Source organism: Pantoea sp. SO10 (genome assembly GCF_005281435.1).
In the GTDB taxonomy this organism is placed as follows: Bacteria; Pseudomonadota; Gammaproteobacteria; order Enterobacterales; family Enterobacteriaceae; genus Pantoea; species Pantoea leporis.
The window spans coordinates 1,147,844-1,174,611 of the sequence record NZ_CP040095.1 but is presented as its reverse complement, the minus strand read 5'-3'; the positions used below and the strand labels follow the sequence as shown (position 1 = coordinate 1,174,611).

Genomic DNA, 26,768 nt, shown 5'->3' with positions numbered 1-26,768 from the left:
CGATGACGGACATGAATAATGGATGGTTGAAACAGGCTAACGCGCTTTGCACTGCTGCCGGACAGGATTATCTCGATGTGCTGGTTGATCAGGCTGGCACAGCACAGCCGCTGCAACAGGCGCTGAACCAAATTAACCCGCCGTTACGCTGGTTCGAGCTGTTTGCGAACACGCCGGAAGCGGCAACGCCAGAGTATTCACCGCTGGTGATGCGATTGCATTTTAGCATCAGCAGCCACCAGCACTGGCTGGAACAGCTGGTGGAACACTTCTCCACGACACCGCGATTGACGTTGCTGATATCGCCACTGGCATTCGACCTGCTGAGTAGCCATTTGCAGGCACTGTCACAGGTTCACTGGGAAGAGCAAACCGGTTTACTGCGCTATTACGACAATCGCGTATTTCCCTCGCTACTTGAGCACGTCCTGACGCCAGAGCAGCAGGCGGCTTTCACCGATATTGCGCTGTTCTGGGGCTGGCGAGATCGTGATGACGAGGTGGTGTGGAAAATAGGTACCTGGAACCCGGGTCGACAACTTGCTGATGCCCCGGAAATGAGCCGAATTAGCGATGCGCAGGTTGAACTGATGGGATGTATTAGTGATGCCGAGGCGCTGATGTTGAAAACCAGCGAACCATGTTTCTCAAAAGAAGCGAAATATGCACGATGCCTGCAGATAGCAATGCTGGCAAGTCAGGCTGGGTATCTGGGTGATCTATTAGCATTCACGGAGCATCGACAATGAGTCATACAACCAAGCTGTTAAAAACATTTTTTTTCAGCTGCGTGGTTATTTTAGCTGGCTGTGATCAATCGGGAGCCAGTGGGTCCAGCGCCGGAAATATCAGAGGATACAATCATGTCGCCAGCCAACACGTTAATTGGTTCACCGTTGATGGCTATCGCGCAACATTATCTGGCAATACCTGTTGTGTGATGATCCCCGATAAATGGCGGCCAGGATTAACGGTTCATATTGAGTGGGAAATCGATCCCAATCCTCGTGAAAAAATCCCCATGAGAAAAGAGGGAGCCGGATATGACCAAAAGGCATACGCTCAGCATAAAGCGAAATATATTAAGTACAGCGCTGATGTGCCTATTCCTGAATATGAGAACAGTGCAGGAATGAGTGTGCATTTTCTGCCCTGCCAGAAGGTGAAAGTTTACGCCGGTATCGCCAGCTATGGTGCGGATACTTACCCAATTAAAGAACCAACGAATATGGAGGAGCCAGTAACATGTCCCAAATAAAATTATTACACGTTGCGTTGCGTTGGCTCCGTCTTCATACACAGTTCGCGGCGCTCAGCAGCCTACTTATCCTGGCTGGATGCGATCAATCTGGAGCTAATGAATATAGCGGTGGGAACTTAGGGGCAATTAACCATGTTCCCGGACAAAGTATTAATTGGTTCTCCGTTGATGGTTATCGCGTGCCTGGCACTGGTGGAGGATATTGTTGTGTCATGATCCCAGATAAATGGCGGCCAGAATTAGTGGTTCATATTGAGTGGGAAATTGATCCTAATCCTCATGAAAAAATTCCCATGAGAAAAGAGGGGGCCGGATATGACCAAAATGCTTACGCTCTGCATAAAGCGAAATATCGTCAGTACAGCGCTGATGTGCCTATTCCTGAATATGATGAAAGTGCAGGCATCACCGTGCATTTTCTACCCTGCCAGCAGGTGAAGGTTTACGCCGGTATAGCTAGCTACGGTGCGGATACTTACCCGATTAAAGAACCAACGGATATGAAGGAGCCAGCAACATGTCCCAAATAAAAACCAGAGCAAATGTCTGGGCTCCACCGTATTTTCCGGAAAACGGACGTCTTTCGGTTACCCATAAAGCGGTCGTCGAAAACTACTTGCAGCAAAAGCGAGAGGAAGAGCTGCATCTGCAACAATTTAATGCGCAAACTGAGCGACGTAACGGCGCGGGTTTTACTTGCTCGCAAAGCCTCCATGTCAGTTTCTTTTTTGATGGAACGGGTAATAACGAAGATAACGACACCAATCATTCCAGTCCAACGCATCCAACAAATATTGCAAAGTTGTTTCATGCAACCTATCCAGCCACTGCTGAAGATGATGGTTATTTCTCCTATTACATGCCCGGTGTTGGGACTGTTTTCCCAGAGATTGGTGAAATGAACTACAGCAGCGCTGGTCTTGCCTATGCCACTGGGGGTGAAGCAAGAATAAACTGGGCTTTACTAATGTTGGCTGATGCAGTTATGTGCGCTATTACAAAAGGACAGAAACGAATTTTCGCTTCTGAAGCAGGAAGCAAAATCTCACGAATGGCAGCCGACTGGCCGTTTGATAACCCTGAAAGCCGTAAAGCTGCATTCTATTCATTTTTGAATACAGAAATGAAGGCGAAGGTTGCTACCGCCAAACCTCAGTTGCTTAAGATAAAACTGTTTATCTATGGTTTTTCTCGTGGTGCGGCAGAGGCACGTACTTTCGTGAACTGGCTAACAGGTCTATTTGAAATCCCAAAAGGTGCAAATAAACCGGAACAATCAATACTCGGCATCCCTTTGAGCATTGAGTTCTTAGGTCTGCTGGATACTGTGCCATCCGTGGGGATTGCCCATATTGCACCTCTGGTCGATGGGCATATGGGATGGGCCAACAATACGCAGTTGCTGCCTAATGAAAAACGCTTTCCTCATTTAATTAAATGCTGTCGCCATTTTGTTGCGGCCCATGAGCAGCGCCTGTGCTTTCCGCTCGACTCGGTATGCCGCCCAGGCGGTGGCTATCCGCCAGCCACTCAGGAGGTCATCTACCCCGGTATGCATTCGGATATCGGCGGCGGCTATCCGCCGGGCGACCAGGGAAAAGGGCTGGTGGGCGGACAGAGTGATGACCCCAACTACCCGGGAAATCTGTTGTCGCAGATTATTCTGCATGATCTCTATGCTGCTGCATTTGCAGCAGGTGCACCTCTGACGGTGATGGAAAACTCAATACCTGACGAATTACGTTTAATGAAACCGTCAAGGGTAATGCCCTCTTCCACCTTCCAGGAATTCGATATAAATAAATCCCTGGTCAAGCGCTTCAATGCATGGCGACAAACCATCCTGTCTGAAAAAGATCAGACCAGCCTCGACCAGCAATGCACTATTGATGATGGTTATATCCCACATCTTCTTTCGCAATCACTGGACGACGCCGTTGCCGATCAAATCGGGCTGATCACCGCATGGCGTATTGGTCGCTATGCTAACGGCAGCTATGCCAGCCAACCTTTTTATCTCAATGCTAAACAGCATTCGAAAGAAATGCTGGAACAGACTAAAAAGGCGCGAGAGGAAAAGGCGCAAAAGATTGAATACTTACGCAAAGCGGCAAAATTGAACCCTGCGCTTAAAGACGCTGGAAAGATGCTAAATCAGGCGGGCCCGCCTGATTTTGAACCACTGATAGATAAACAACAACTTCAGGAAGCCGCAGATGAATTTAAAAATGACTACCTGAATAAGATAAGGCCGCAAAGCTGGAGTGAATTTGTTCTTAACCAAATCCCCAAAGGCATTGTATGGCTGATTAACACTGATGATGAGATTACGCAGCAGCGGAATATAAAGCAGGATGGTGAAAGGCTTTATCCGCGTCTTTTCTCCTCAAAACAGGGCACTGTAACACCCGATCCAACGATGGCGCTGGTGGTCGCGCTGTTTGACGATCAGATTCACGATTCGCGCGCCTGGTTTATGCACTCTGCGCTGGGCACACGTGAACCCTGGGGCGGCTATTTTTTCTATCGCTCGATCTATTACGGCAGCCAAAGCAATAAAGATCAGTATTTGTTTTCAATTCACCAACAGTTGATAGGCGTTCCTGTTACTCACGATGGAACATCCTATCGCGTTAAAAATAATGCGCTCTACTATCCATCCAGCAGCATAAGCAACGCTGAAATGCAGAATATCTTCCCGGGCACAAAGGTAGATAAGCCCGTTCCATTCTGGACGGTTATTGACAATGCAACTGGCAAAGCTATTCCACTTCAGGACGGTACAGCACAGTTACTGAATCCCACTCGCGAGCCGGGCACATTAGTCGCCCATGCAAGCCAGCAAATGCTCACATCACAGCACCAGGCCATGATGACCTCTGCCGTCGATATGCTGAAATCCTCGGGAGCGCGAGTGGTATGACACTTAAAAAACTGGTGCGCGTTGGCGATAAGCTCAAACCTTATGGTGGTGAAGTGCTCAGCGGCAGTTTTAACGCGTTTGGCAAGCCGGTGGCCTGCGTCAATGACAAAGCGAAATGCAACGAGCACGGCATGACCGCCATTATTCAGGGAGCAACCAACAGCACCGTAAACGGTAAAGCGGTGGCGCTCGATGGGCATAAATGCGCCTGTGGTTGCACGCTGGTCAGCTCCCTGCCCGATATGGATGTCTGCGGATGAATCAACCGCCGGTTTATGCCGATTACGCCACCATTTACCCGCCCCGCTGGCGGCGCTGGTGGGTGGCGTTGCCCGTGCTGCTGTTTATATCTGCGATGACCACCATTCTGCTGTGGCCGGAGGGAAAGCCGACCCGTTCGCCGCTTTTCTGGTTCTGCGCGCTGGTCTTGCCGCTGCTGTGCTGGTTGCTGGCGGTGACGCTGCGCTGGCTGGTATGGCTGCAATCTAGCGATAACAGCCGCACGCACTATGCAGAAACCTCGCTGGCACTGGATGCCTGGTGGCGAAAGCGCAGCCAGGCTTTGCCGATTGAAGCCGTTTTATTGGTGACGCCAGCTGGAGACGACGCGTCGGAACATCTGGCGCTGTTGTCGCAACCAGTTGACGCTCCACAACCGGGCATCAACGCAGAAGGTTACGCTCAGTTGCTTTGCCCACTGGTGCTTAACAGCGCCCGCAGTCGTCCTGTCATGCTGGCGGTTTATCTCGCCAATCGCCTGATGGCGCATGTGCGTCAGTTAGGTGATACACGCTCAATAACGCATCTCTGTTGGCTGGGTGATGACCCAAGTCTGCTCGCCTTTCGCGAAACGCTACTGGCAGCGGGCATGACGTTGCCAGAGGAAACCCTTCGACTCAGTGCAATTGATGGCGCAGATAGCGTTATCGATCTCTTCGCCACTACTGCTCCGGTTTTGCTGCTGTGTGCCGGAAGCGGCGAAGGATTGGCTGATTGCACCCCGGTTGCCGGGGAAGCCGCCTTTGCCTGGCTCTGCTCGGCGCAGGGGACTGCGCTGATGCATCGCTCGGAGTGCTGGCAACCGGCGTTGGGTGAAACGGCCACTCTGGCCGTTTCACAGCTTTCCCGTTATGCCGGATTAAGTGATATGCCGGATACGGTGATCGCAGCAGATGCCCCCGCCATGGAAGCATTGCTGGAGGGCGGCTGGTCCGCGCTGGATCACGTACTTGCCCCATGGCTCGGCCATGCCGGGCAAATCACACCGTTTACTTTACGGTCGCTGGCGCTGCTCTCGGCGTTCAACGGCCAGTCCTGCGGCTGGATCGCCGCAGAAATGGAATCTCAATACATTACAGGAGTTTGTATTCCCCGTGGAAACCTCCCGCACTAATTCCCGGCACTCGCTGTTCTGGCTGGTTTGTGGCTATTTGCTAGCCGTAACCCTGCTGGTGCTGACTGGCGCAGAGCTCTATTACTTCGCAGGCAGCAGCGTTGATCTGCCGGAGGCTCTGCCGCGCCAGATTGCTTTCTGGTCATTGATGGTCTGGCTGGCGCTGGTGTGGTTCTGTCCACTGTTTATTCTCGCCTGGCGCGGACTGGTACGACTCAACGCGCGTGAAGCAACAGGCGCAACTGATTCGCAGAAACAGCGCCCTGCCGAGAATCAGTGGGTGCAGGAGATCATTACCCAGATGCGCTACCAGTATCGGTGGCGCTGGCGCAGCCGGGTACGCATTCTACTGGTGGTCGGGGATGAGCATCTGGTTGAACGGAGTATTCCCGGCCTGACAACTCAACACTGGCTTGAGGGGCATCATACCTTGCTGCTCTGGCACGGCAGTCCACAGGAAGATCCGCTACCCGCGCAGCTGCGGGCGTTACGCAAAATTCGCCGCCAGCTGGCCGATGCGGTGGTGTGGGTAGTGAACGCAGAAGCGGAAATGAACCAGGATGTGCTGGATAGCACGGCTCGCCAGATGCAGAAGCGCTACAACCTGTTGGGCCAGGATATCCCGCTGTGGCTGTGGGAGATTCACGCCCCCTCTCTGCATAGCGCCCCCGCGCAGGGGATCGGATTTACCATTGCGCAAGGTGATAGTGCGGACGATTACCGTCAGTCACTGGATGATCTTGAGCACCAGTTGGTTGAGCGCGGCATGCAGCAAATTGAGCGTAATCGCCAGCACAGTTTTTTACTGGAACTGGCGCACGTGCTGCGCAGCGGTGGCGCGGATCGCCTGACACGAACCTTGTCACAGCTCTCCACAGGCGCAAGAGCGCTGCCGCTGGCGGGAGTCGTGCTCAGCCAGCCGGAAACCACGGGAAATGCTTCATTGCGAAATGCCTGGCAGCCGGGAAAAGCCTGGCGGGATTTACTGGCGCTACGCTGGCGCAGGCCGGTAACTAACGGTGCCTGGCGTAAAACGGTGCTAACGCTCTGCTCCTGCCTGCTGGTGATATGGATGGCCTGCCTGGTGTTTTCGTGGATTGCCAATATACGTCTTATACAGGCAGATCAGCACCTTGCCGCCGCCGCAACAGATTCCCGTCAGCCGCTGCAGCAGCAACTTTCAGCCTTGCACGAGTTGCAGAGAGAGATCGAGCGTCTGCAGCATCGTCAGCAATATGCTGCGCCCTGGTATATGCGTTTTGGCCTCAGCCAGAATGACGCTCTGTTAAATTCGCTGTGGCAACAATGGCAGCAGGCGGCAATGCCGCTGCTGCGTGATGCATCCGTCAAGCGCCTGACTACGCTGATGAGCGGTTGGCGTAACCTGCCGCCCGACAGCCCACTGCGGGCCGATGATGCTAAAAGCATGTATGACCTGCTGAAGGCGTACCTGATGCTGGCGCATCCCGAACAATCCGATCCGGCGTTTTTCAGCGCCACGGTAATGAAGGTCTGGCAACAGCGTGATGGCATTCCGGACGCAAGCTGGCGCAACAATGGCGGCGCTATGCTGGCCTTTATGATGACGAATCTGCCTGCGCACCCAGAGTGGCAGTTACAACCGGATATGCGACTGGTCAGCAGTATGCGCTCAGCGCTGCTGCGTCAGATTGGTGCCAGCCATGCGGAGACCTCGCGCTATCAGCAGCTCATCGAGCAGGTGTCCCGTGATTATGCTGATATGACGCTCAGTGAGATGGTCAGCGGCACCGACAGCAGCAGGTTGTTCAATACCGATGAAACCGTGCCCGGCGTCTTTACCCGTAAAGCGTGGGAAGAGGCAGTAGAGCCTGCGATTGAGCAAGCGGCGAAAGTGCGTCGCGATGAAATTGACTGGGTGCTGAGCGATAACAAAGCGGCCAGCAATATTGATGTCTCTGCGGAAACGTTGCAAGCGCGGCTGACAGATCGCTATTTCTCCGATTACGCCGGAGCCTGGCTGAAATTCCTCAATAGCCTGCAATGGCAGCGGGCGGAGAGCCTGTCAGAATCGATTGAACAGTTAACCCTGCTGGCCGACATACGCCAGTCACCTCTGATTGCGCTGTTCAATACGATGAATGTGCAGGGCCGGACGGGGCAAACTGGCGGTAATCTTACCGATTCGCTGGTGAGCTCGGCCAAGAATCTGCTCAGCAGTGACCAAACCCAGGCCATCGCCAGACCACAAGGTGCACGTGGCCCAATGGACGACGCCTTTGGACCTTTGCTGGCGCTAACCGATACCGGCGCAGCGGCTAAAGATAGCCTCAGCCTGCCAACCTTCCTGACGCGTATTACCCGTGTTCGTCTGCGGCTGCAGCAGGTCACCAACGCGCCGGATCCGCAGGCCATGATGCAGTCGTTAGCATTGACGGTGTTTCAGGGCAAAGCCGTTGATCTCACTGACACCCGCGATTACGGCAGTCTGATTGCTGCCAGCCTCGGACAGGAGTGGAGCGGGTTTGGTCAGGCGATATTTGTCGAGCCGATGGTGCAGGCGTGGGAGCAAGTGCTCAGCCCCACTGCTGAAAGCATTAACAGCCAGTGGCAGAACGATATTGTAACGCCGTGGGATCAATCGTTTGCCGACCGCTATCCGTTTGCTAACCGACAAAGCGACGTCTCCTTACCGCATTTAGCGCAGTTTATGCGTACCGACACCGGACGTATCGCGCAGTTCGTTAACAGTCGCCTCGCTGGCCTGCTACGGCTTGAAGGGGATCGCTGGGTGCCGGATGCCATGAACAGCCAGGGGCTGACGTTCGATCCTGCTTTTCTCAACGCGCTGAATAAACTGACGCACATCGCTAACACCGCATTTGTCCGGGGAGATGTAGAGCTGCACTTTCAGATGATGGCAAAACCTTCCCGCGACGTGGTGGAATCGGAGCTGACGGTGGATCGCCAGAAGCTGCAATATTTTAACCAGGAAGAGAGTTGGCAAACGCTGAACTGGCCTGACAACCGCTGGCAACCGCAAACCACGCTGACCTGGCGCAGCACCCATACCGGAACCCGCATTTATGCCGATCACCCTGGAAGCTGGGGCCTGATCCGCCTGCTGGATAAAGCCCACATTACCAATCTGGGGAACAACATCTATCGTGTTACCTGGCCGACGCCAGACGGGCTGGCACTCAACTATCAGATACGTACGGAGTTCGGCAGTGGCCCGCTAGCGCTACTCGAATTGCGCGGCTTCCGCATGCCAGCGCGGATATTTATTTCCGCTACGCAAAATGAAGATGCGTATCAGGGAGGTGAACAATGAAAGTTCGCTTCGCTCATATGTTGCTGATTTTGCTGTCGCCAACGTTGCTGAGCAGTTGTGGAGCATGGCAAAAAACCAAACAGGGAACAGCAAGCATTGCCGATGCCGTGTTTTATCGTCAGGTCAATATCCTGCACCTGACCTTCACTGCGCGTACGGCGATCAATCAGGACGACGCCCAGCAGTCGATGCCTTTACGCCTGAATATTTTACAGCTCAGCACGCGTCAACATCTCGATAACGCTGAATATAGCAGCCTGCTGACACAGCCAGATTGGGTGCTGAAAGAGAGCCTGCTGGCGCAGCGGCAGCTTAGCGTCATGCCGGGACAAAGCGTCAGCCTCGATATGCCAATGGAGAAGCAGGCGCAGTTTGTCGCAGTCGTGGGCTTGTTCCGCCAACCGGACCGGGAGCGCGGTACATGGAAACGGGTGCTGAGCCGTGAGGAGCTTGATGCGGATTCACCACGCACGATTGAAGTAAGGGATAACACCCTGAATTTGGAATTATTGAAGTAACTATTCAATTTAACGGCAGGAGCCACAAAGTGACGCTATACGATATAAAACCGAAGTTTCAGCATTTATTAAGACCGCTGGTCGTCAGGTTACATGCGCAGGGTATCACTGCCAACCAGGTAACCTTGTTTGCCATGCTCACCTCTGTAGCACTGGGCGCATTGTTGATGCGTTTCCCCGATCCACGCTTTTTTATCACCCTGCCCGTTTTCCTGTTTTTCCGCATGGCGCTAAACGCCATTGATGGCATGTTAGCCCGCGAATTCCATCAGCAATCCACCCTCGGGGCAATCCTCAACGAGGTCGGTGACATTATCTCCGACGCGGCACTCTACCTCGCTTTTGCGTTTGTTACTGGCATCTCTGCCTGGTGGGTTGTGCTGGTGGTGCTGCTTGCCTGGCTGAGCGAATTTTGCGGTGTGATGTGCCAGACGCTGAACGGCATCCGAAGCTACCGTGGCCCGTTAGGCAAAAGTGACCGCGCATTTATCTTTGGCGCTCTCGGCCTGGTGATTGCGCTGTGGCCGCAGTCTATCGGCTACGCTAACGCAGTGTTTGCCATCGCCGCCCTGTTCCTGTGCTTGACCAGCCTGAATCGCTGCCGCAATGCGATGGAGGCGAAAAATGGCTGACTCCAGACACCTGCTTTATTACTGCCTGGGCGGTATCTTCGGCGTTCTCATGCTGGCGACGCTGATTATTTTTGTGCTGAGAAAGTGCCGCCCACAACGCAACTGGCTGGAATTGCAGCAGCGCGTTAATAGCTGGTGGGTGATTATCTGCCTGTTCTCGTTAGCAATGCTGTCGCCGAAGTGGCTGGCGCTGACCTTTTTCGGCTTCATCAGCTTCCTGTCGTTAAAAGAGTATCTGACGTTAGCACCCACGCGGCGTTCTGACAGTATGCCGCTGCTGTGGATGTATGCCGCTATCCCGGTGCAATATCTCTGGACCGGCATGGCCTGGTACGGCATGTTCATCATTTTTATCCCGGTTTACGTCTTCCTGTTCCTGCCCGCTCGCATGGTGATTGCCGGTGATACCAAAGGTTTTCTGCACTCTGCGTCGGTAATGCACTGGGGCATGATGACCACCGTGTTCGCTCTGAGCCACGTGGCCTACCTGATGACTTTACCCGGTGCCGACGCCAGCGCCGGTGCGCTGCTGGTGTTCTTCCTCGTTGCGCTAACTGAGCTGAATGATATTGCCCAGTATCTGTGGGGAAAATCGCTGGGCAGGATTCGCGTGACGCCCAACGTCAGCCCGAATAAGACGCTGGCCGGTTTGCTGGGTGGCATCTTTACCACCATGCTGCTGGCCGTGATTCTTGGTCCACTGCTGACACCGATGAGCTTTCTCCACTCGCTGGGTGCTGGGTTGATTATTGGTGCAAGCGGCTTTTGCGGCGATGTTGTGATGTCGGCGATCAAGCGCGATTTTGGTGTGAAGGATTCCGGCAAATTGCTGCCCGGACACGGTGGCATTTTGGATCGACTCGATTCACTCATCTACACCGCGCCGCTGTTCTTCCACTTCTATTACTACTTCTACGTGTAGGAGGCGCACATGAACCGCATGCTGCGCTGGCTCTTTACCCTTTGCATCGCTTATCCGGTGGTGTGGATCTGGCTGGGTGTCGCCGTTGCCAACCGCAAGAAGCTACCGAAAACAGGCCCGGCGATCATTGTGGCAAACCACAACAGCCATCTTGATGTGCTGACGCTGTTCACCTTGTTCCCCCTCTCGACGCTGGTGAATGTACAGCCGGTGGCTGCCGCTGATTACTTCCTGAAAAACAAAGTGGTGGGTTGGTTTGCGCTCAAGGTGATTGGCATCATCCCGGTGTATCGCGGGGCGCATCAGGCTAATCCATTGCAGGCCTGCGTCGATGCACTGGCGGAAAAGAAAATTGTGATTATTTTCCCGGAAGGCACGCGCGGCGAGCCGGGGAAACTGTCAGAAATTAAATCTGGCCTGTGGCATCTCAGCCAGCAGTGCCCGGATGTGCCCATCATTCCGGTCTATATGCACGGGCTGGATCGCTCAATGGGTAAAGGTCAGAAAATACCGGTGCCGTTCTTTATCGATATTTATATCGATGATCCGCTGCGTTATCAGGACAACAAGGCTGAATTTAAAAGCGCGTTATTAAATCGTTTTGTCGAATTACAACAGCAAGCCATAAGGAAATCATCATGAGCCAGGAAGCACGTTTATTTCAGGAAGGAGCTTTTTCAACCAGCGACGGGGAATCTCTCTATTTTCGCCACTGGCCCGCGCAGGAAGCGCAGAGCAAAAAAGTGATTGTGCTATTTCATCGCGGGCATGAGCACTCAGGACGTTTGCAGCATGTTGTCGATGAGTTACTGATGCCGGATGCCCATTTTTACGCCTGGGATGCGCGTGGACACGGACATTCGCCGGGAGAGCGAGGTTATAGCCCAAGCCTGGCTCGCTCAGTGCAGGACGTCGATGAATTTGTTCGCTTTGTCGCTGAACAAGCCAGGGTGAGCATTGAAGATATAGTGGTGATTGCGCAAAGCGTCGGTGCGGTGCTGGTCGCTACCTGGGTGCATGATTACGCGCCTAAAATTCGCGGTATGGTGCTGGCCTCTCCAGCGTTTAAGGTGAAGCTGTATGTGCCTTTCGCACGCACGGGATTGGCTATGCTGCAACGTATTCGCGGTCTGTTTTACGTGAACTCTTACGTCAAAGGGAAATTTCTCAGCCACGACCCCGAGCGCATTCGCAGTTTTGAGCAGGATAAATTCATCACCCGTCAGATTGCCGTGAATATTCTGCTGGATCTGTATAAAACGGCGGAGCGTATTGTTTCTGACTCTGCCGCCATCACCGTGCCAACACAGCTGCTGATATCCGGCGATGATTTTGTGGTGTACACCAAACCGCAGAAAAAATTCTATCAGGGGCTGCGTAGCGTCATTAAAGAGCAGCATATTCTGCCCGGTTTTTATCACGATACGCTGGGAGAGAAGGTTCGCCAGCTTGCCTTCGATAAAATGAATCCGTTTATTGAACAGCTTTACCACGCGGCACCTTACACCTTCGATTACAGCCATGAAGATCAGTGGAGTCCGGGCGCTGATGCGTACCGTGAGCTGCAGGCACCACCTAAGCGCTGCTCACTACAAGGCATGTCCTACGCTTCATTAAGTTTTGGCATGAAAACCATTGGTCGGCTGTCAAAAGGCATGCGCCTGGGATATGAAACCGGCTTTGACTCTGGCAGCACGCTGGATTATGTCTACCGCAACACGCCCGAAGGCGCCGGCATTATTGGCCGTATCATCGACAGGCAGTACCTCAACAGCATTGGCTGGCGCGGCATTCGCATGCGCAAAGAAAATATCCAACAGGTGATTACGCAGGCCGTAGCAAAACTGCAAGAGCACAATTTGCCGGTTCGCGTAGTCGACATAGCCGCCGGACATGGCCGCTACGTTCTTGATGCACTAGAGAAACAGCCGGGAATTGAAAGCATCTTGTTGCGAGATTACAGCGATCTGAATGTGGAAAAAGGCCAGGCGATGATTGAAGCGCGTCAATTAGGCCACCTCGCGCAGTTCAAAAAAGGCAATGCCTTTGATTATGACTCGCTCGCCACACTCGCGCCTGCGCCGACGCTGGGGATTGTCTCCGGCCTGTATGAACTGTTCCCGAGCAACCAATTAATCAAAACTTCGTTGGCCGGGTTGGCAGCAGCCATTCCGCCGGGCGGCGTGCTGGTTTATACCGGGCAACCGTGGCATCCGCAGTTAAAAACCATCGCATGGACCTTAACCAGCCACCAGAACGGTATTCCCTGGTTGATGCGCGTACGCAGCCAGAAAGAGATGGATACGCTGGTCGAAGAAGCTGGATTTGAGAAGTGCCACCAGCTGATCGATGAGTTTGGCATCTTTACCGTGTCGCTGGCGGTAAGAAAATAGCATGACTGAATCGTTGCTGACACAACGCCCTTTTAGCCCCTGGAAACAGGGGCTTTGCTGGCTGATGTTGCTGGGGCCCCTGTTTTTTCTCAGCTACGGGCAGGTGAATACCTACACCGCTACCCGCGACGATGTGGAAAGCCTGGTGTTTGCCTGGGAACGTTCGATTCCATTTGTTCCCTGGACCATCGTGCCTTACTGGAGCATCGACCTGCTTTACGGTATTTCACTGTTCATCTGCACATCAAGACAGGAGCTGACGCGTCACGGCTATCGCCTGCTTGCAGCATCGCTGGTGGCGTGTGCAGCGTTTTTACTTTTCCCGCTGAAGTTTACCTTCACGCGCCCGGAAACCCAGGGTGCCTTCGGCTGGTTGTTCCGTCAGCTTGAACAGTTTGATTTACCTTATAACCAGGCCCCTTCGCTGCACATTATTCTGACCTGGCTGCTCTGGCTGCGCTTTCGCCAGCATCTGAATCGCAATGCGAGAATTGTTGCGGCCAGTTGGTTCCTGCTAATAGCTATCTCCGTACTGACCACCTGGCAGCACCATGTTATCGATGTCATTAGCGGGATTGTGGTCGCGGTCATCATCAGCTACCTGATTCCGATTAGAGGAGAATGGCGCTGGCAGCGGCCAACTCTGCACGCGCAACGTCTCGCAAGCAAATACGGCTTGGGTGGAATGCTGTTGTTAATGGCTGGATCCGCAATTCCTTGTGGATATCTGCTGTTGTGGCCTGCTTTAGCGCTGCTGGCAGTGGCTGCGGGCTATGCCGGCTTGGGCGTGACGGTGTTTCAGAAAAGCAGTTGCGGTAACTTATCTCTCTCAGCACGTTTGCTGCTTCTGCCTTATCTGGCAGTTGCAGGGATTTCCCGCCGCTGGTTTTCCCGGCATAGCGCGCAAAGTAATGAGATTGTCGCTGGCGTAGCGCTGGGCAGGTTCCCGGGCAAAGCGCAGCAAGATTTTGCCGTTTTTGATCTGACCGCAGAATTTCACAAAGGCAACCGGAGCGCACAGCGATGGCAGGCCTATCCACTCATGGATCTGCTGGTGCCCGACATTGCGCATTTGCGCACTGCAGTAAGACAGCTCCAGCAACTGCATCGGGAAAGTGACAAGGTGTTGGTTTGCTGCGCGCTGGGTTTATCGCGCAGTGCCACAGTGATTGCGGCGTGGCTGCTGGCGCAAGGACATGCAGCTTCTGTCGTTCAGGCCGTTGAACTCATTAAGTCCCGACGCCCGCAGATTGTTCTCACCCCTGCACACATTGCAATCCTCGAAGCCTTTAGCAAGGAACAGCTATGTCAGACATCATGATGACCAACCGAATTGTGCAAATTCATCTGGCAAGCTGGCGCTACTTTGCCGCGCTGACACTGCCGCCGCTGGCGCTGATACTCAGCCTTTTCTACTCCGCGCTGAGTCTGCCGTTAATGGTGTTGTTCTTCATCACACACTACTACTGCTGGTGTTTATGGCTCGATGAACGGCTCTTCGCATTGCTCAACAACGAAGACGACCTTGCTGAGTTTGACCGAGGCATGGCGCAGCTGTGGCCGAAAAAATTTGCCCGCCCGCGTTCTCTGGCTGATCGCCTGCACGGAACAAGAGTCATGTTTTACCGGGCAATGATCTCACTGCTGGTGCTGTGGTTGGCTTCACTCTGCTCAGTGAGTTATCTGGCACTCACGCTGGTTGAGTAGGTGAACCATGAACAACCATGATTTTCTGAAATATTTCGACAGCGAAATGCGTTATCTGAAAGCGGCTGCGCAGGAGTTTGCGGAGCAGTATCCGGAGGCGGGACGGCGACTGGGTGTCGACGGCATGTCTTTGAAGATGAATGACTCGGTCGAGCAACTGTTTCAGGGCTTCTCGCTGATGATGGCGCAGATGCGTCGCAAGATTGATGACGATATTCCGGAGCTGACGGAGCCGCTGCTCGGGCATCTGCTGCCCGTGGTGAACCGCACGCTGCCATCAATGTCTGTGGTGGAACTTACGCCCGATAGCGTCGCTCAGGTACGTGATGCGGTGCTGCCGGAAGGTACAACGCTGCTGACCCGACCGATGGATATCACTGGCCTGTGCTGCCCTTATCGCACGACCGATGCGTTGAAATTGCATCCGCTGGCGTTAGGCAATGTCACAACATCGTTTCACACCGACGGGCACCAGATTATCTCCCTGCGTTTTACACTCAGCCCTCAAGCCGATACGAGCCAGGTCGATCTCAGCGATATTCCGCTTTATATCAACGGAGATCGCCCAGTGCAGTCGCTGCTATACCATGCGCTGACCTGTCATCTGCGCAACATCACTTTACGCCTGCCGCAGAGTGATTACCTCGAGCAGCCATTTAGTGGCGACATCCGTGCCCGCTGGCAACAAGAATGGCGTCCGGTCTGGCCGGAAAGCGACAGTCCTGCACTCTGTGGTGAAGTGCGCCCGCTACTGGAATATTTCAGTTTTCCGGCTCGCTACGCCTTCTTTACTCTATCGGGGCTCAACACGCTGCCTTTCGACGAAAGCTGCCGGGAAGTGATGCTCGATATTCACCTTAGTCAGCCGCTTCCACATGATATTTCCCTGCCGGCAGACGCGCTGCGCATTCACTGCGTGCCGGTGATTAACCTGTTTACTCTGAATGCAGAACCGCTGAAGGTGAAGCCTGCGGTGCTCGATTATCGTCTGCGTCCGCACCGCCTGCGCGATCGGCACACTGAGATTTACAGTGTTGATGAAGTTGCCGCCAGCGAAACACTGGATAAGCGGCGTTATGTGCCGTATCGGCACTTCCGGCAAAAAGGGGGCATGTTGCAACGCAAAGAGTCGTGGCCGGAGCGATATTTCCATACGCGTGTCTGGCGTGGTGTCAGCGGTCTTTATGAAACACTGCTGATGCTGGGCGGCGATGAAAGCGAGACGGATCGAGGCGAAGATGATGCCACGCTGTTTATGAACATCACCTGCACCAATGGTAACTATCCGCGCATGGCGCTGGAGAAAGCCGTGTTTGATGGAAGCGCCGTCACCGGCAACCTGACGTTGCAGTGCACAACGCGTCATCCCCCTTCTATGCCTTATTACCCACCGACCACGCAATTATTTCAGTGGCATATGATGTCGCTGCTGCATCCGCGTGCTCTGAGCCAGATGATTAACGATGCTGCAAGCCTCAGAGCCGTGCTGGCGCTATTTAACTGGAGCGACGACGAAAATAATCGCCGTCGTATCAGCGGTATTCGTCACGTCAGCTGGCGTCAGGACTATAACTCCTCGTATCACTGGCACGGCGTGCGTATTCGCGTGGCGCTCGATGAAACCCAGTTCAGCGGCACCGGCGATGCCCGCCTGTTCTGCGAGCTGCTGGAACAGTTCCTGACGCAGTACGCCAGCGTTGTACGTTTTACCCAACTGACGGTGCTGCTGACCGCGTCGGGAACCGAATGGGCCTGGCCGGAGCGACGCATTGACAGGGTGCTGATGTGAGCGAAGAAAACAAAAAACCGTTCTGGCTGGACGATGACGGCAATGACCAGACCGCGCGTTACAACTTTTACCGCTTCTGCCAGTTACTTGAGCAGACGACCGGCAGCCGTCTCGGCACGGGCCGCACGCCAGAAAGTGATCCAGTGCGTTTTCGTCCCAATCCGCATCTGGGCTTTCCCGCCGGGGAGCTAAAACGCACGGAAATTGACACCCACAATCCGGATGCGATACCAACGGTCAGAACCAACTTCTTCGGCTTGTACGGTGTGGATTCGCCGCTGCCCACCAGCATCATTGACGACATCAACCAGGGGCGGGACGGCGCTGATGCGATGGCGGCGTTTCTGGATATCTTCAATCACCGACTGATGACGCAGTTTTACCGCATCTGGCGCAAGTACAGCTATCCGGCCACCTTTGAGCCAGGCGGTACCGATAGGGTGTCGCAAAGCCTGATGGCCTTAACCGGGATCACCCACAGCGGTGACCAACCTTCGTCACGCCTGCTGGCGATACTGAAACCGTTGCTGCATACCACGCACACTGTCGAAGGTGTTGCAGCGGTGATCAACAGCCAGGCACCGAATACCAAAGTTGAGGTTTTCGCACACCATCCGGTGACGATGCCGGTGGCAAAACGCGCCCGCCTCTCACTGAACGGCGGCATGTCGCTTGATCAGAATCCGATCCTGGGCGATGAAACCCGCGTGGCTGATTACTGCTCACGGGTGGAGCTTTTAACAGACGATCCTGAAGAAGCAAAGGGCTGGATGCCTGACGGGCAGCTCAGGAAGGACGTGATGGCGCTTCTGCGCACCTATCTGGGCTGTGATTATGATTTGCGGTTTTGGCTAACGGTTCCCACCCGATTGCTGCCAATGCCCCGGCTTGGCGATGCCGGGTTGTTTAATGGATACAACATGATCCTGGGGCTGAGGGAGGATAATCTAAGTGTGATGCCGGAAACGGTGCGAATTAAAGTGGGAAAGTTGCGAAAAAGTAATGTTAAATAATATAAACATCGAGAGTGAATGATACGCTAAATACAGTGAACCTTAACGAAATATCGGGGAAGCCACAGATGTATACGAGCATTGTTCTCGTATAATGATTAAAAATCCGAACGAAACATGAAACAGTGAATAAAGTCGGTTTCTTCGGCAATGCATACACCGTCTGTTAGAAAATAGTTCCAAGATGGCGCCACACGATTGGTAATTTAGTGAGTTATTTCACCTACTGAAATGCTGATCAGTAAAATATTCATTTCAATCAACTTGAATATGGGATGCTTTATCAGTGCATCCCTTTCAATATTTAATTAGAAAAAATTAAATAACTCAACCCACTAGATTTTATACATAGAAATTGTTGACTCGCAAAGTCATTCGCGTATATCCATTACTGGCGAAGATGTGATCAGAGTGGCGAAGGCTTCCATACGACGTGCCACTTCACGAACTGCATCACCCGGACTTATGTCACTGCGCACCGCTTCGTCAAAAGCTGCAAGCTCAATCTTCTGTATCACTACCAGCAATCCCAACTGTTTTTCATCCGCGCCACCTCGCTCGCCTGCGGACAGGCCAATAACGCGATTTTCAGCACGTGCCAGATTTATGTAATGATGACGCAGTGCTCCGAGCGCTTTGAGGCTGTCGCGGCTTTCGTGATATCCGGGCAGGTATTCTCGGCGAATCGATGCGGCTACACGACGCATAGAAAATGCTTTAGTCACGTCCAATTTGAAAAGATTCATGCGTTCTGGATTGCTCCCACGAATAATTCGAAGCGTGTAATCGAATTGGGACTCGTTAAGCAAATAACTGACCTCTGGCCTCTCTTCCCTGCTTTTAAGGTTTCCCTGTTTCGAATCGGAAAACTCTTTAAGCGATTGGCAGGGCAATGAACCAAGCTCACGAAGTCTTTCTTTATTCACTTTGATTGTTGCAACTAAGTTTTCATGCTGTATTCCAGCTCGTTCAGCAATAACCCGAGAATCAATACACGACTCTTGCTTATGTTGGGTAAGGATTTCATCTTGGCTGACTTCAGATTGAGTTTGGCCGCTGCCATTTAAGGCAGTGATTTTTCTCTGGTTCATCTTTTTTGCTCCGAATTATTTTTAATTAGAGCCGCCGCGACAGCGTTAATGATGTTGCAATAAAATGAGCGCAAATGGTCGCAACTTATTTTATTTTCGCTGTTCAGAATAATTTGCGAGTATTTGCACATTAATTTTGCCAGGCCGATTTACAGCTATGTGGCTTATTAACGGTATTCGTTCACAACGAATCAGCGAAGAGAAGTGACGGAACCACAATGGCAAAGCTTCGTAAAAAGTGAATGGATTCCAATTCAGCCTGGAGAGCTGCATTAATACGAGCGGGAATTGATGATTTAAGATTTCATGACCTGAGACCCATCTGGACAAGTTGGCTTATTCAGGCTGGGATTCCGTTGTCGGCATTACAGGAAATGGGCGGATGGGAAAGCATCGAAATGATGCAATTTTGTGCTCACCTGGCACCTAATCATTCTACGGGGCATGTGAGGAAAATTAAGGCGATTTTCCTGGTAGTCGTGTCTAAAATCTGTCCCATGGGAAATTTGAGACCTACGGGATTCAAATTAACATTTGAACCTATTGACTAAAAAACACAAAATCGTATTCGAAAAAATTCATACCAACAATTATACCAACACATCACCTGGCGTGGCTTAGCTCGTTGGATCTGCTTAGTAGTCTTTAGCACAGGTCAGATGATTTTTAATTGTTAACTTGCACACAACCAACAAGCCAGAGTAGCTAACTCTTCAGTTCGGTCAGAAACTGAAGAGATAAAAGGGTTAAAGGTCACTACAAACGCTGAGCGGTCTGTTCTTCACTCAGGTTTCAGGAAGATATCCTTAACAACGATAAGTCCATTTCGTCATGGATCCGTTTTGCAATACTGATTATTGATAGTGCAAAACTACCTTCGCCACGTTCAAGCAGCAATGCCCAGGCATCTGATTCCATATTCCAATTGCGTGGGACATTCATGCCCGCATCAACATAGCACCACCAGGGCCACCATCCTTTGCTTTCGATTTTTGCATCGATTTCAGGAAAAACATGTCTCATCGCTTGAGCGATTGCAGGAAAATAATCATTATGCAACTTATCCTCTGGCTCGACAGTTGAGCAGATCCCGTAAGCCAGATTGCGGTAATCGCTGGTTTCAAACTCCCAGCATAATTTAAAATCATCACCTTCTTTAAATAACACCGAGAACGTTGCGTATTTGCTGCCCGTCCGCAACTCATCATTCATATCAACCTTGAATCCCAATGGTGTTAGTTGCTGACGCAGATATACGATGAAATCTTTCCACAGGCGTTCTTTAACCTGACGCATATTCTGAGCAATTAAAAATGCTGCGCTGAGATTTTGCGGTGAAGCAACCAGTTTTTCTGTGAGTTCATTTTGCAATTCCATAGCTGTTTCTCCATTAATATCTTCGCGAATGAATTTTATTAGAGCTTCTACAAAGCATCGTACTGCTGGTGCCTCAATGTGCAATGCACAACGCGAAAGCCAATTTTCCAACTTAAAGAAAGTGATGGGTTTTACATGCCTGTTTATATCGTCAGATGATTGAGAGCGAAAAGTAAACTCACTTATCTCGTTGTTACAGAGGTAAACTAAGGACCATCCGCCGCCTCGTCGTTTCGCTTCCGCTGCTAACCAGTGAGCATAATCATAAAGTTGATCTTTTTGGTCGGCTGCCCAAGGTTTGTTCTCAATACCTGTTAACTCGTTTTGATCCGCAATCAATATGTCAATTCTACGGCTATTAGAAATGGTGTATTCAGTTGAAATCTGAGCCTTCATATCAGCTTTGAGCGCTTCTGATTTCTCTATTAATTGATAAAAACTACTGAGAAAAAGATCACCCTGGGCATGGCTTTCATCAGGTCTGAGAAGGAATGCCAAACATTGAGAAAGGGTATTTTCATTAATATTGAAAAAACGCAACAAACGAAAATCAGGAGCTATCTTACTGGCATAACGTTTCTTTGCTTGATGATAGCCTTCCTGCATTAACACAGTGTTACGCAGCAACTCTCGTATATCTCGCCACTCATCAATCTTTTCCATTATTCAGTCCCTTGTGTGATAAATTGGCCTCTTAAAATATTTAGGCAATTTTGTAGACAATTGCTGACAAAGATCGCCTGTGTTTGAGGCAAACGTATTCTAATCTTCCGCTATCTTTCAGCCAACATTCCTGGATAGTGTTTAACAATGATGTCGTTCAATTTATCCACTAAATTTGGGCGCTTGAATGTCAGATGTGCGGTGCCCTTTTGAAAGTAACGGATCGAGAAGTAATTGTCTTCGTAAGCATCCTTGACCGGATTATCGCGTATATGCTCCATCAGGCGAATTGAAATGTCACCGCGATTATCGGGTATTGCTTTGTCATCCAGTAAAAACAGCATCCGTTCCAGATCTGCCAACTGGTCACGACGAAATCCCCACGTCAGGCTATAGCCCCAACGGTTGTGCGTCACCAGGTTATTAATGATGATTTTCTTGCCGAAGAAGCACGGGCTGTTAGTTTTGTAATCCCATGACAGCCCTTTGAACACGTTGATAATGCCGCGCTCAAACACGTCCGCTTTGCTCTGGTGCAACTGCTCGAAGGTGCTGAGAATATTGGCTTCACTAATGACCGGTAGATCCCCATCTTCCAGGTTCTGATACCATTGAGTACGCGCCTGTGCATCCATCAGCGATAGCATGCCGGATTTCAGCATCAGGTCGCGCCACAAGCTGCGGTCAATATTGCGGGCGATCACCGGCATCGCTTTATCTGGCTTTTCCATCAGCCAACAGTTATAGCGATGACCTTGCTTCATCGCCCAGTCGGCAGCGTTGCCACCACCGATTCCGGCAGTGAGCTTAGAAATGGCGTTGAGCTGCTGAATCAATTGCTCAATCTGCGCCAGAGCAGCGTTGCGTCCGGTGACGATGCGCTCAATATTGGTCGAGTTAATCAGCTCAGTATGTTCGGTAATCACTTCAGGTTCTGTTTGCATCGCAAAAAATTCCCTATAAGCAAATGCTTCTGCCGGTGATGGCAGAGGCATTATGCGTCGTCAGATAGAGGAGAAAGCAGCAGAAAGGTAAATCTGGAATGCGCTATACAGGATTTAATCGAGATTGCGCTGCGTTAATCCGGTAGCGTGACTTGCCTTCAGTATGTCGGCGGCGGTCAGGAAGATTTCTGGCTCTGAATAGGTATCACCAAGGGTATCGATGCGCACCAGGTCATATTTTTCTACCAGGAAATTGATGGCGTCGGCCAGGGTAACACCCGCTTCGATGTGTTGCAGGATGACTAACTCACTGCAAAATGGCGTATCGTTTAAATCCATTCCGAAATGCTTTTCCAGCAGGTACACAAGTAATGTTCGCCAGTGCACTACAGGTGACAAGCAGCACGATGCCGCCCGCCTCGGATGAATTGCTGAGGTTGGCATAATGATTTCCTTTAAAGGGATCTAGTGAGGTGTCGGGTAAATCGAAACATAGACGTAGCCCTGCGAACCGAGCGTGTCGGCTTCGCAGGTCAGGTTATTGTGATAAATCGTGACACAATGCTGCTGGTACGGATTAAGTTCGCCTGTGGTCAGTAGATGTTCAAGCATGCCAACCATTGGCGGGAATGACTGATTGATACGCTCGATTTGCGCTTCGCTAAATTCACCGGTTATTCCGGCCCGGTCAGACAGGAAGTGCAGCCGGTTGCCTTCCTGCACCAGTCGGGCACCGAAGCGCGGAATAATATTACGTTTCAACCCCATTCATTTTCATTCATATTCTCCTGATTACACCCAGCCACGCTCGGCAAACGACACAATTTCTATGTTGCCAATGACAAAATGATCCGGCAGGCGAACATCCACCAGTGCCAGCGCTTTTTTCAACCGCTAGGTAATCCGCCTGTCTACATCACTGGGCTATACATGTCCGGATGGGTGATTGTGAGCAAGGATGGCGGCCGCTGCGTTATGTCGCAACGCCGCTTTGACGACCTCACGAGGGTGCGCTTCTTTGCTGCTGATTGCCCCGCTGAACAGCGTTTCGTGAGTCAGCAATCTATTCTGGTTATCCAGTAGCAGAACCATAAACACTTTACGCTCGATACCCGTCAGGTTTCATCGCAGCCAGACGCGTGCAGCGGTTGCAGAGGCAAACGCCACGCCAGGTTCACGCAGGTGATTTTTAATCAGTGCGATGCGTGTTTAACGGTGAGCTGGGATGCCAGAGGCACTGTGGAGTTGGGTATACGTTATTTTACATCGCGCACTCCGACTTCAGTCGATGATGCGCATATAGCGGTTAGTTACTTTTAGAAGATTAAGTGTCTGGAAGCAGCTGCTTGCTACTGACCCTAATGAGAAAATCATCTCTTTTCATCTAATAGAGCCTGAAGATTAAAGAAGTACATTTCGTATTCATTAATTCAAGGTTAATGGAGAATTTTTGATATCAGCACGCCGTAAAATCCAGCAACTGAATGATAAGATAAGAAATATCTTAATTACAATTAGTAACACTTTGCTGGATGATCATGCTTAATATTTAACTAATATCGGCAGAATAATTCCATGCATGAAGCAGGGACATCATCTTCAGGGAGAAGAGCATTGCCACCTACCGTTCGCGATACTGACGCCACAGATCCCGTAAATTTAATTGATCGCCTGCTGCAGGACACTTTTCTGTTCGTAATGCATGTCCTTCACAACTCATCACTACAGCGGGATAACGATTTCTATCGTCGCGGCTGCAAACTCGTCGAAACCCTGAAAGAAAAGCTCGAAGCCCTGCAGGCCAGTGATGAATTCACTCACCACGTGCTCTACGCCCAGTGTGGTCTGCTCGATCAAATCGTTCTCAACAGTGCATCGCAGCAGGACAATCATGCCTGGCTACCTGCCCCACTTCAGTCTCGCTATCTCAGTGAAATGCGTGCGGGAGAAGTTATCCCGGAACGCCTGAAAATGCTGCTGCGGCAACCCGCACCGGATATGCGTTTGCTGGTGCTATATCAGCGCATCTTCGCCATGGGGTTTGGCCGCTACTCACCTGATTTCCAGCATGAACGCCGCGAGTTGATGGAGTCGTTAGACGCACTGGTGCCTTCGGCAGATACGCCGCAATCTGCACCGCTGGTGGTTGAACTTCGCCCTCGCACTAGGGATGGATTGCTCCGCTCTGGACGATTTCATATTGCGCTAATTGTCGTAGTAATCGCGGCACTGTGGTTCGGCCTGTCGTTTTCACTTTCACATTTTCTCAACAACAACTTTTAGGGCTGAAAGCCCCACGGAACTTACAACGCCCGGATAACAGCCATACGCCGGGTGACATGGATAATGACCTGATGCGCTTTGGTTCCCTGCTACGGGAAACAGCGAAGGGCGGTAGCGTGCCATAACGCCAGGTTCACTGATGCAAAGGAATGATGTCATGACCACACTTCCCCCTATCCTCAACGGCACCACGCTTAACCGCTATCACCTGCAGGTGAAAGGTTCCGATATTCCGCTGGACGTTGAATCCTTTACGGCCCGCGAGGCACTCAGCGAGTGCTATCGGTATGACATCATGCTGACCAGCGTAAACCAGGATATCGAACCGTCATCGATGCTGATGAAGGATGTCACCTTCATCATGCAGACGCTGCCGGAAACCGCGCTGCGCATTGCGATGCAGCCCGAAGTTCAGCGCTCGGTTCATGGTGTCATCACCCACTTTTCCCGCATTTCCTCTTCACGCGACGAAGCAACCTATACGCTGACGCTGCGCCCTCGCCTTGCGCTCCTGGACAAATCCCGCCGCACCGCCATTTATCAAAACCTGTCCGTCACCGAGGTGGTGGAGCAGATCCTGCGTAAAAATCACAACTGGGCAGGCTGGCTGTTTGATTTTCGGATCCGGCAAAGCTATCCGAAGCGGGAACTGATCACGCAGTTTATGCAGTCAGATTTTGAGTTCATCAGTTGCCTGCTGTCAGAAGTGGGTATCGGATTCCGCTTTGAAATGGATCCCGATATCAAGCATGAAGTGGTGATCTTCACCGACAGCGGGCGCGACTGGCGGCAAGGCATCGTCGTCCCGGTGGTCAATCCGGCAGGCATGTTTGATGGTCGCGTTGAATCGCTATGGAGTCTGCAGACGCATCATCAGGTGGTGGAACGCTCAGCTTCGCATCGGGACTACAACTATCGCACTGCCGGTGAGCCACTCGATACTCAGGCGGATATCACCCACGACGACGATAACAGCACCTACGGCAATGATTACCAGTATGCGGAAGGCTATCTGGCTTCAGGCGAGAAATATTCCGGGCAGAATGTTCAGCCGGAAAGCGGCCAGTTTTATTCCCGGCTGCGCCATGAGTGCGCAATCAATGATCAGCACTGCCTCAGCCTGGAAAGCAACGCCACCATTATCGCGCCCGGTCAGATACTCGAACCTAAAGGCACCGTTCCAGAGGCGTTTGACGGAGGCATGCTGATTACCGCTATCACCAGTGAGGCGTCACGCAGTTCGCACTATAAGTTGCGGGCCGAAGGGATGGCGTGGCGTGACCACCTTAACTGGCGACCGGCGATACAACCGCGTCCGCGCATCACCGTTCCGTTGCCCGCTCGCGTCACCAGTCTGACCAGCAACGACATTTATAGCCACATCGACAAACATGGCCGCTATCGGGTGAAGTTCCACTTCGACCAAGCCGATTGGAAAACCGGCTATGAAAGCCCATGGCTGCGACTGGCGCGCCCGTATGCCGGTGACACCTACGGCCTGCATTTGCCGCTGCTGGCGGGTACGGAAGTCTCGGTGATGTTCGACGGCGGGCATCCGGATAAACCGTTCATCGCGTTTACCCTGCACGACTCACTTCATCCCGATCTGGTCACGATTGAGAACTACAAGCGCAACATTCTGCGTTCTCCGGCACACAACGAACTGCGACTGCAGGACGAACGCCAGAAAGAGAACATCCACCTCTCTACCCCACACTCCGGCAAATCGCAGCTTAATCTCGGTTTCAACGTCATGGATGACGATGCAAAGGAGTTGCGCGGTGAAGGTGTCGAGCTGCGAACCGACGGCCACGGCGTACTGCGTGCTGCAAAAGGCGTGTTTATCACCGCCGATGCGCAGCCTCAGGCACAGGGCAAACTGCTGGATATGGCTCCGGCGGTTCAGGGGCTGGAGGCGGCATATCAGGAAGCGTCGAGCCTGCGCCACGCCGCTGAAATGGCAAAAGCGGAACTCGCCGACATCCAGAAACAAACCGATTTGCTTAATGACACGCTTAAAAACCTGCAACAGCAGGCGCTGCTGCTTTCTGCACCAGCTGGTATTGCGCAGGTTACTCCTGCCAGCATCCAGCTCGCGGCGGGCCAGAACCTGATTGCCACCAGCGGACAGGATGCAGATTTCAGCATCGGTAAAGCACTGCGCATCGCCGTAGGCAGCACGCTCAGCCTTTTCGCCAAAATAGCGGGCATAAAACTGTATGCCGCTGCCGGGAAGGTTGATATTCAGGCGCAAAGCGATGCGCTCAGTCTGCTGTCGCACAAGGATATGCAGATTAGTAGTCAGGAAGGAAAAGTGGTGATATCGGCCAAAACCGAGCTGCTGTTGGAATCAGGCGGCGCGTGGGTGCAATTGAAAGACGGCAACATCACACTCGGTGGATCCGGCAACGTCAGCGTGAAGTGCGGCACTCTGGAGAAGCTGGGACCGGCTTCGCAACAGGGTGCGATCACATTACCGGTGCGCTGCCCGTCAATGCAGGAATCCGCCGCAGGCCAGAACGGCGGCACCGCGCTGTAAGGATACA

The 26,768-nt window shown here is 52.1% G+C and carries 23 protein-coding genes and 2 pseudogenes; 19 read left to right on the top strand and 6 right to left on the bottom strand.

Annotation, left to right across the window (positions count from 1 at the left end; translation table 11 throughout):
* Nucleotides 1-2: 2 nt before the first annotated feature.
* The 16 genes from FCN45_RS05355 to tssG are packed head-to-tail and all read left to right on the top strand — an operon-like array spanning nucleotide 3 to nucleotide 17,864.
* Nucleotides 3-749, top strand: coding sequence for a DUF4123 domain-containing protein (locus FCN45_RS05355; RefSeq protein ID WP_137385341.1), 747 nt, complete (start codon nucleotides 3-5; stop codon nucleotides 747-749).
* Complete coding sequence (locus FCN45_RS05350) at nucleotides 746-1,258, top strand: DUF3304 domain-containing protein (RefSeq protein WP_137385340.1); 513 nt, start codon at nucleotides 746-748, stop codon at nucleotides 1,256-1,258. Before FCN45_RS05355 ends, FCN45_RS05350 begins: the two co-directional genes overlap by 4 nt.
* Nucleotides 1,246-1,791 (top strand): DUF3304 domain-containing protein, encoded by a 546-nt coding sequence (locus FCN45_RS05345; protein WP_137385339.1) that lies wholly within the window; start codon nucleotides 1,246-1,248, stop codon nucleotides 1,789-1,791. Before FCN45_RS05350 ends, FCN45_RS05345 begins: the two co-directional genes overlap by 13 nt.
* The gene (locus FCN45_RS05340) at nucleotides 1,779-4,184 is read left to right on the top strand and encodes a DUF2235 domain-containing protein (RefSeq protein WP_101763289.1); all 2,406 of its coding nucleotides are present in this window, start codon (nucleotides 1,779-1,781) and stop codon (nucleotides 4,182-4,184) included. Before FCN45_RS05345 ends, FCN45_RS05340 begins: the two co-directional genes overlap by 13 nt.
* The gene (locus FCN45_RS05335; protein ID WP_101763290.1) at nucleotides 4,181-4,444 is read left to right on the top strand and encodes a PAAR domain-containing protein; all 264 of its coding nucleotides are present in this window, start codon (nucleotides 4,181-4,183) and stop codon (nucleotides 4,442-4,444) included. The genes FCN45_RS05340 and FCN45_RS05335 overlap by 4 nt, the downstream gene beginning before the upstream one ends.
* Nucleotides 4,441-5,577, top strand: coding sequence for a hypothetical protein (locus FCN45_RS05330; RefSeq protein WP_101763291.1), 1,137 nt, complete (start codon nucleotides 4,441-4,443; stop codon nucleotides 5,575-5,577). Before FCN45_RS05335 ends, FCN45_RS05330 begins: the two co-directional genes overlap by 4 nt.
* Nucleotides 5,558-8,890: an ImcF-related family protein gene (locus FCN45_RS05325; RefSeq protein WP_137385338.1), complete on the top strand. Its 3,333-nt coding sequence runs from the start codon at nucleotides 5,558-5,560 to the stop codon at nucleotides 8,888-8,890. Before FCN45_RS05330 ends, FCN45_RS05325 begins: the two co-directional genes overlap by 20 nt.
* Nucleotides 8,887-9,408: a type VI secretion system lipoprotein TssJ gene (tssJ, locus tag FCN45_RS05320; RefSeq protein WP_137385337.1), complete on the top strand. Its 522-nt coding sequence runs from the start codon at nucleotides 8,887-8,889 to the stop codon at nucleotides 9,406-9,408. Before FCN45_RS05325 ends, tssJ begins: the two co-directional genes overlap by 4 nt.
* 29 nt (nucleotides 9,409-9,437) lie before the next feature.
* Entirely contained in the window at nucleotides 9,438-10,040 is a 603-nt protein-coding gene (locus FCN45_RS05315) for a CDP-alcohol phosphatidyltransferase family protein (protein WP_137385336.1), read from the top strand.
* Nucleotides 10,033-10,962 carry a phosphatidate cytidylyltransferase gene (locus tag FCN45_RS05310; RefSeq protein WP_137385335.1) on the top strand — a complete coding sequence of 310 codons (930 nt, stop codon included), beginning with the start codon at nucleotides 10,033-10,035 and terminating at the stop codon, nucleotides 10,960-10,962. Before FCN45_RS05315 ends, FCN45_RS05310 begins: the two co-directional genes overlap by 8 nt.
* Before the next feature lie 9 nt (nucleotides 10,963-10,971).
* On the top strand, nucleotides 10,972-11,604 hold the full coding sequence (locus FCN45_RS05305; protein ID WP_137385334.1) for a lysophospholipid acyltransferase family protein: 633 nt from the start codon (nucleotides 10,972-10,974) through the stop codon (nucleotides 11,602-11,604).
* Nucleotides 11,601-13,355, top strand: coding sequence for a bifunctional alpha/beta hydrolase/class I SAM-dependent methyltransferase (locus tag FCN45_RS05300; protein WP_137385333.1), 1,755 nt, complete (start codon nucleotides 11,601-11,603; stop codon nucleotides 13,353-13,355). The genes FCN45_RS05305 and FCN45_RS05300 overlap by 4 nt, the downstream gene beginning before the upstream one ends.
* A gap of 1 nt (nucleotide 13,356) precedes the next feature.
* On the top strand, nucleotides 13,357-14,676 hold the full coding sequence (locus FCN45_RS05295) for a phosphatase PAP2/dual specificity phosphatase family protein (RefSeq protein WP_137385332.1): 1,320 nt from the start codon (nucleotides 13,357-13,359) through the stop codon (nucleotides 14,674-14,676).
* Nucleotides 14,661-15,062 carry a hypothetical protein gene (locus FCN45_RS05290; RefSeq protein WP_137385331.1) on the top strand — a complete coding sequence of 134 codons (402 nt, stop codon included), beginning with the start codon at nucleotides 14,661-14,663 and terminating at the stop codon, nucleotides 15,060-15,062. Before FCN45_RS05295 ends, FCN45_RS05290 begins: the two co-directional genes overlap by 16 nt.
* A gap of 7 nt (nucleotides 15,063-15,069) precedes the next feature.
* Nucleotides 15,070-16,851 carry a type VI secretion system baseplate subunit TssF gene (gene tssF, locus FCN45_RS05285; RefSeq protein ID WP_137385330.1) on the top strand — a complete coding sequence of 594 codons (1,782 nt, stop codon included), beginning with the start codon at nucleotides 15,070-15,072 and terminating at the stop codon, nucleotides 16,849-16,851.
* Entirely contained in the window at nucleotides 16,848-17,864 is a 1,017-nt protein-coding gene (gene tssG / locus FCN45_RS05280) for a type VI secretion system baseplate subunit TssG (protein WP_137385329.1), read from the top strand. Before tssF ends, tssG begins: the two co-directional genes overlap by 4 nt.
* 371 nt (nucleotides 17,865-18,235) lie before the next feature.
* Here the strand turns inward: tssG and FCN45_RS05275 are convergent, their stop codons facing one another.
* Complete coding sequence (locus FCN45_RS05275; RefSeq protein ID WP_137385328.1) at nucleotides 18,236-18,955, bottom strand: Rha family transcriptional regulator; 720 nt, start codon at nucleotides 18,953-18,955, stop codon at nucleotides 18,236-18,238.
* A 173-nt stretch (nucleotides 18,956-19,128) separates the two neighbouring features.
* On the opposite strand from FCN45_RS05275, the pseudogene FCN45_RS05270 reads away from it, so the two are divergent.
* A pseudogene (locus FCN45_RS05270) lies at nucleotides 19,129-19,506 on the top strand (tyrosine-type recombinase/integrase); the annotation flags it as partial.
* A gap of 241 nt (nucleotides 19,507-19,747) precedes the next feature.
* Here FCN45_RS05270 and FCN45_RS05265 read toward each other — a convergent pair.
* The 5 genes and pseudogenes from FCN45_RS05265 to FCN45_RS05245 form a co-directional block, all read right to left on the bottom strand.
* Nucleotides 19,748-20,995, bottom strand: coding sequence for a PD-(D/E)XK nuclease family protein (locus FCN45_RS05265; protein WP_137385327.1), 1,248 nt, complete (start codon nucleotides 20,993-20,995; stop codon nucleotides 19,748-19,750).
* Between the two features lie 110 nt (nucleotides 20,996-21,105).
* Nucleotides 21,106-21,939: a DUF4942 domain-containing protein gene (locus FCN45_RS05260; RefSeq protein ID WP_137385326.1), complete on the bottom strand. Its 834-nt coding sequence runs from the start codon at nucleotides 21,937-21,939 to the stop codon at nucleotides 21,106-21,108.
* Nucleotides 21,940-22,053: 114 nt separating this feature from the next.
* Nucleotides 22,054-22,383 carry a TA system toxin CbtA family protein gene (locus FCN45_RS05255; RefSeq protein WP_137385325.1) on the bottom strand — a complete coding sequence of 110 codons (330 nt, stop codon included), beginning with the start codon at nucleotides 22,381-22,383 and terminating at the stop codon, nucleotides 22,054-22,056.
* 21 nt (nucleotides 22,384-22,404) lie between these two features.
* Complete coding sequence (locus tag FCN45_RS05250) at nucleotides 22,405-22,707, bottom strand: type IV toxin-antitoxin system YeeU family antitoxin (RefSeq protein WP_137385324.1); 303 nt, start codon at nucleotides 22,705-22,707, stop codon at nucleotides 22,405-22,407.
* Nucleotides 22,708-22,731: 24 nt separating this feature from the next.
* Nucleotides 22,732-23,177, bottom strand: a pseudogene (locus FCN45_RS05245) (JAB domain-containing protein).
* A 337-nt stretch (nucleotides 23,178-23,514) separates the two neighbouring features.
* On the opposite strand from FCN45_RS05245, the gene tssL reads away from it, so the two are divergent.
* Nucleotides 23,515-24,222, top strand: coding sequence for a type VI secretion system protein TssL, short form (gene tssL, locus FCN45_RS05240; RefSeq protein ID WP_137385323.1), 708 nt, complete (start codon nucleotides 23,515-23,517; stop codon nucleotides 24,220-24,222).
* Nucleotides 24,223-24,379: 157 nt separating this feature from the next.
* Nucleotides 24,380-26,761 carry a type VI secretion system Vgr family protein gene (locus FCN45_RS05235; protein ID WP_246862553.1) on the top strand — a complete coding sequence of 794 codons (2,382 nt, stop codon included), beginning with the start codon at nucleotides 24,380-24,382 and terminating at the stop codon, nucleotides 26,759-26,761.
* Nucleotides 26,762-26,768 lie beyond the last annotated feature (7 nt).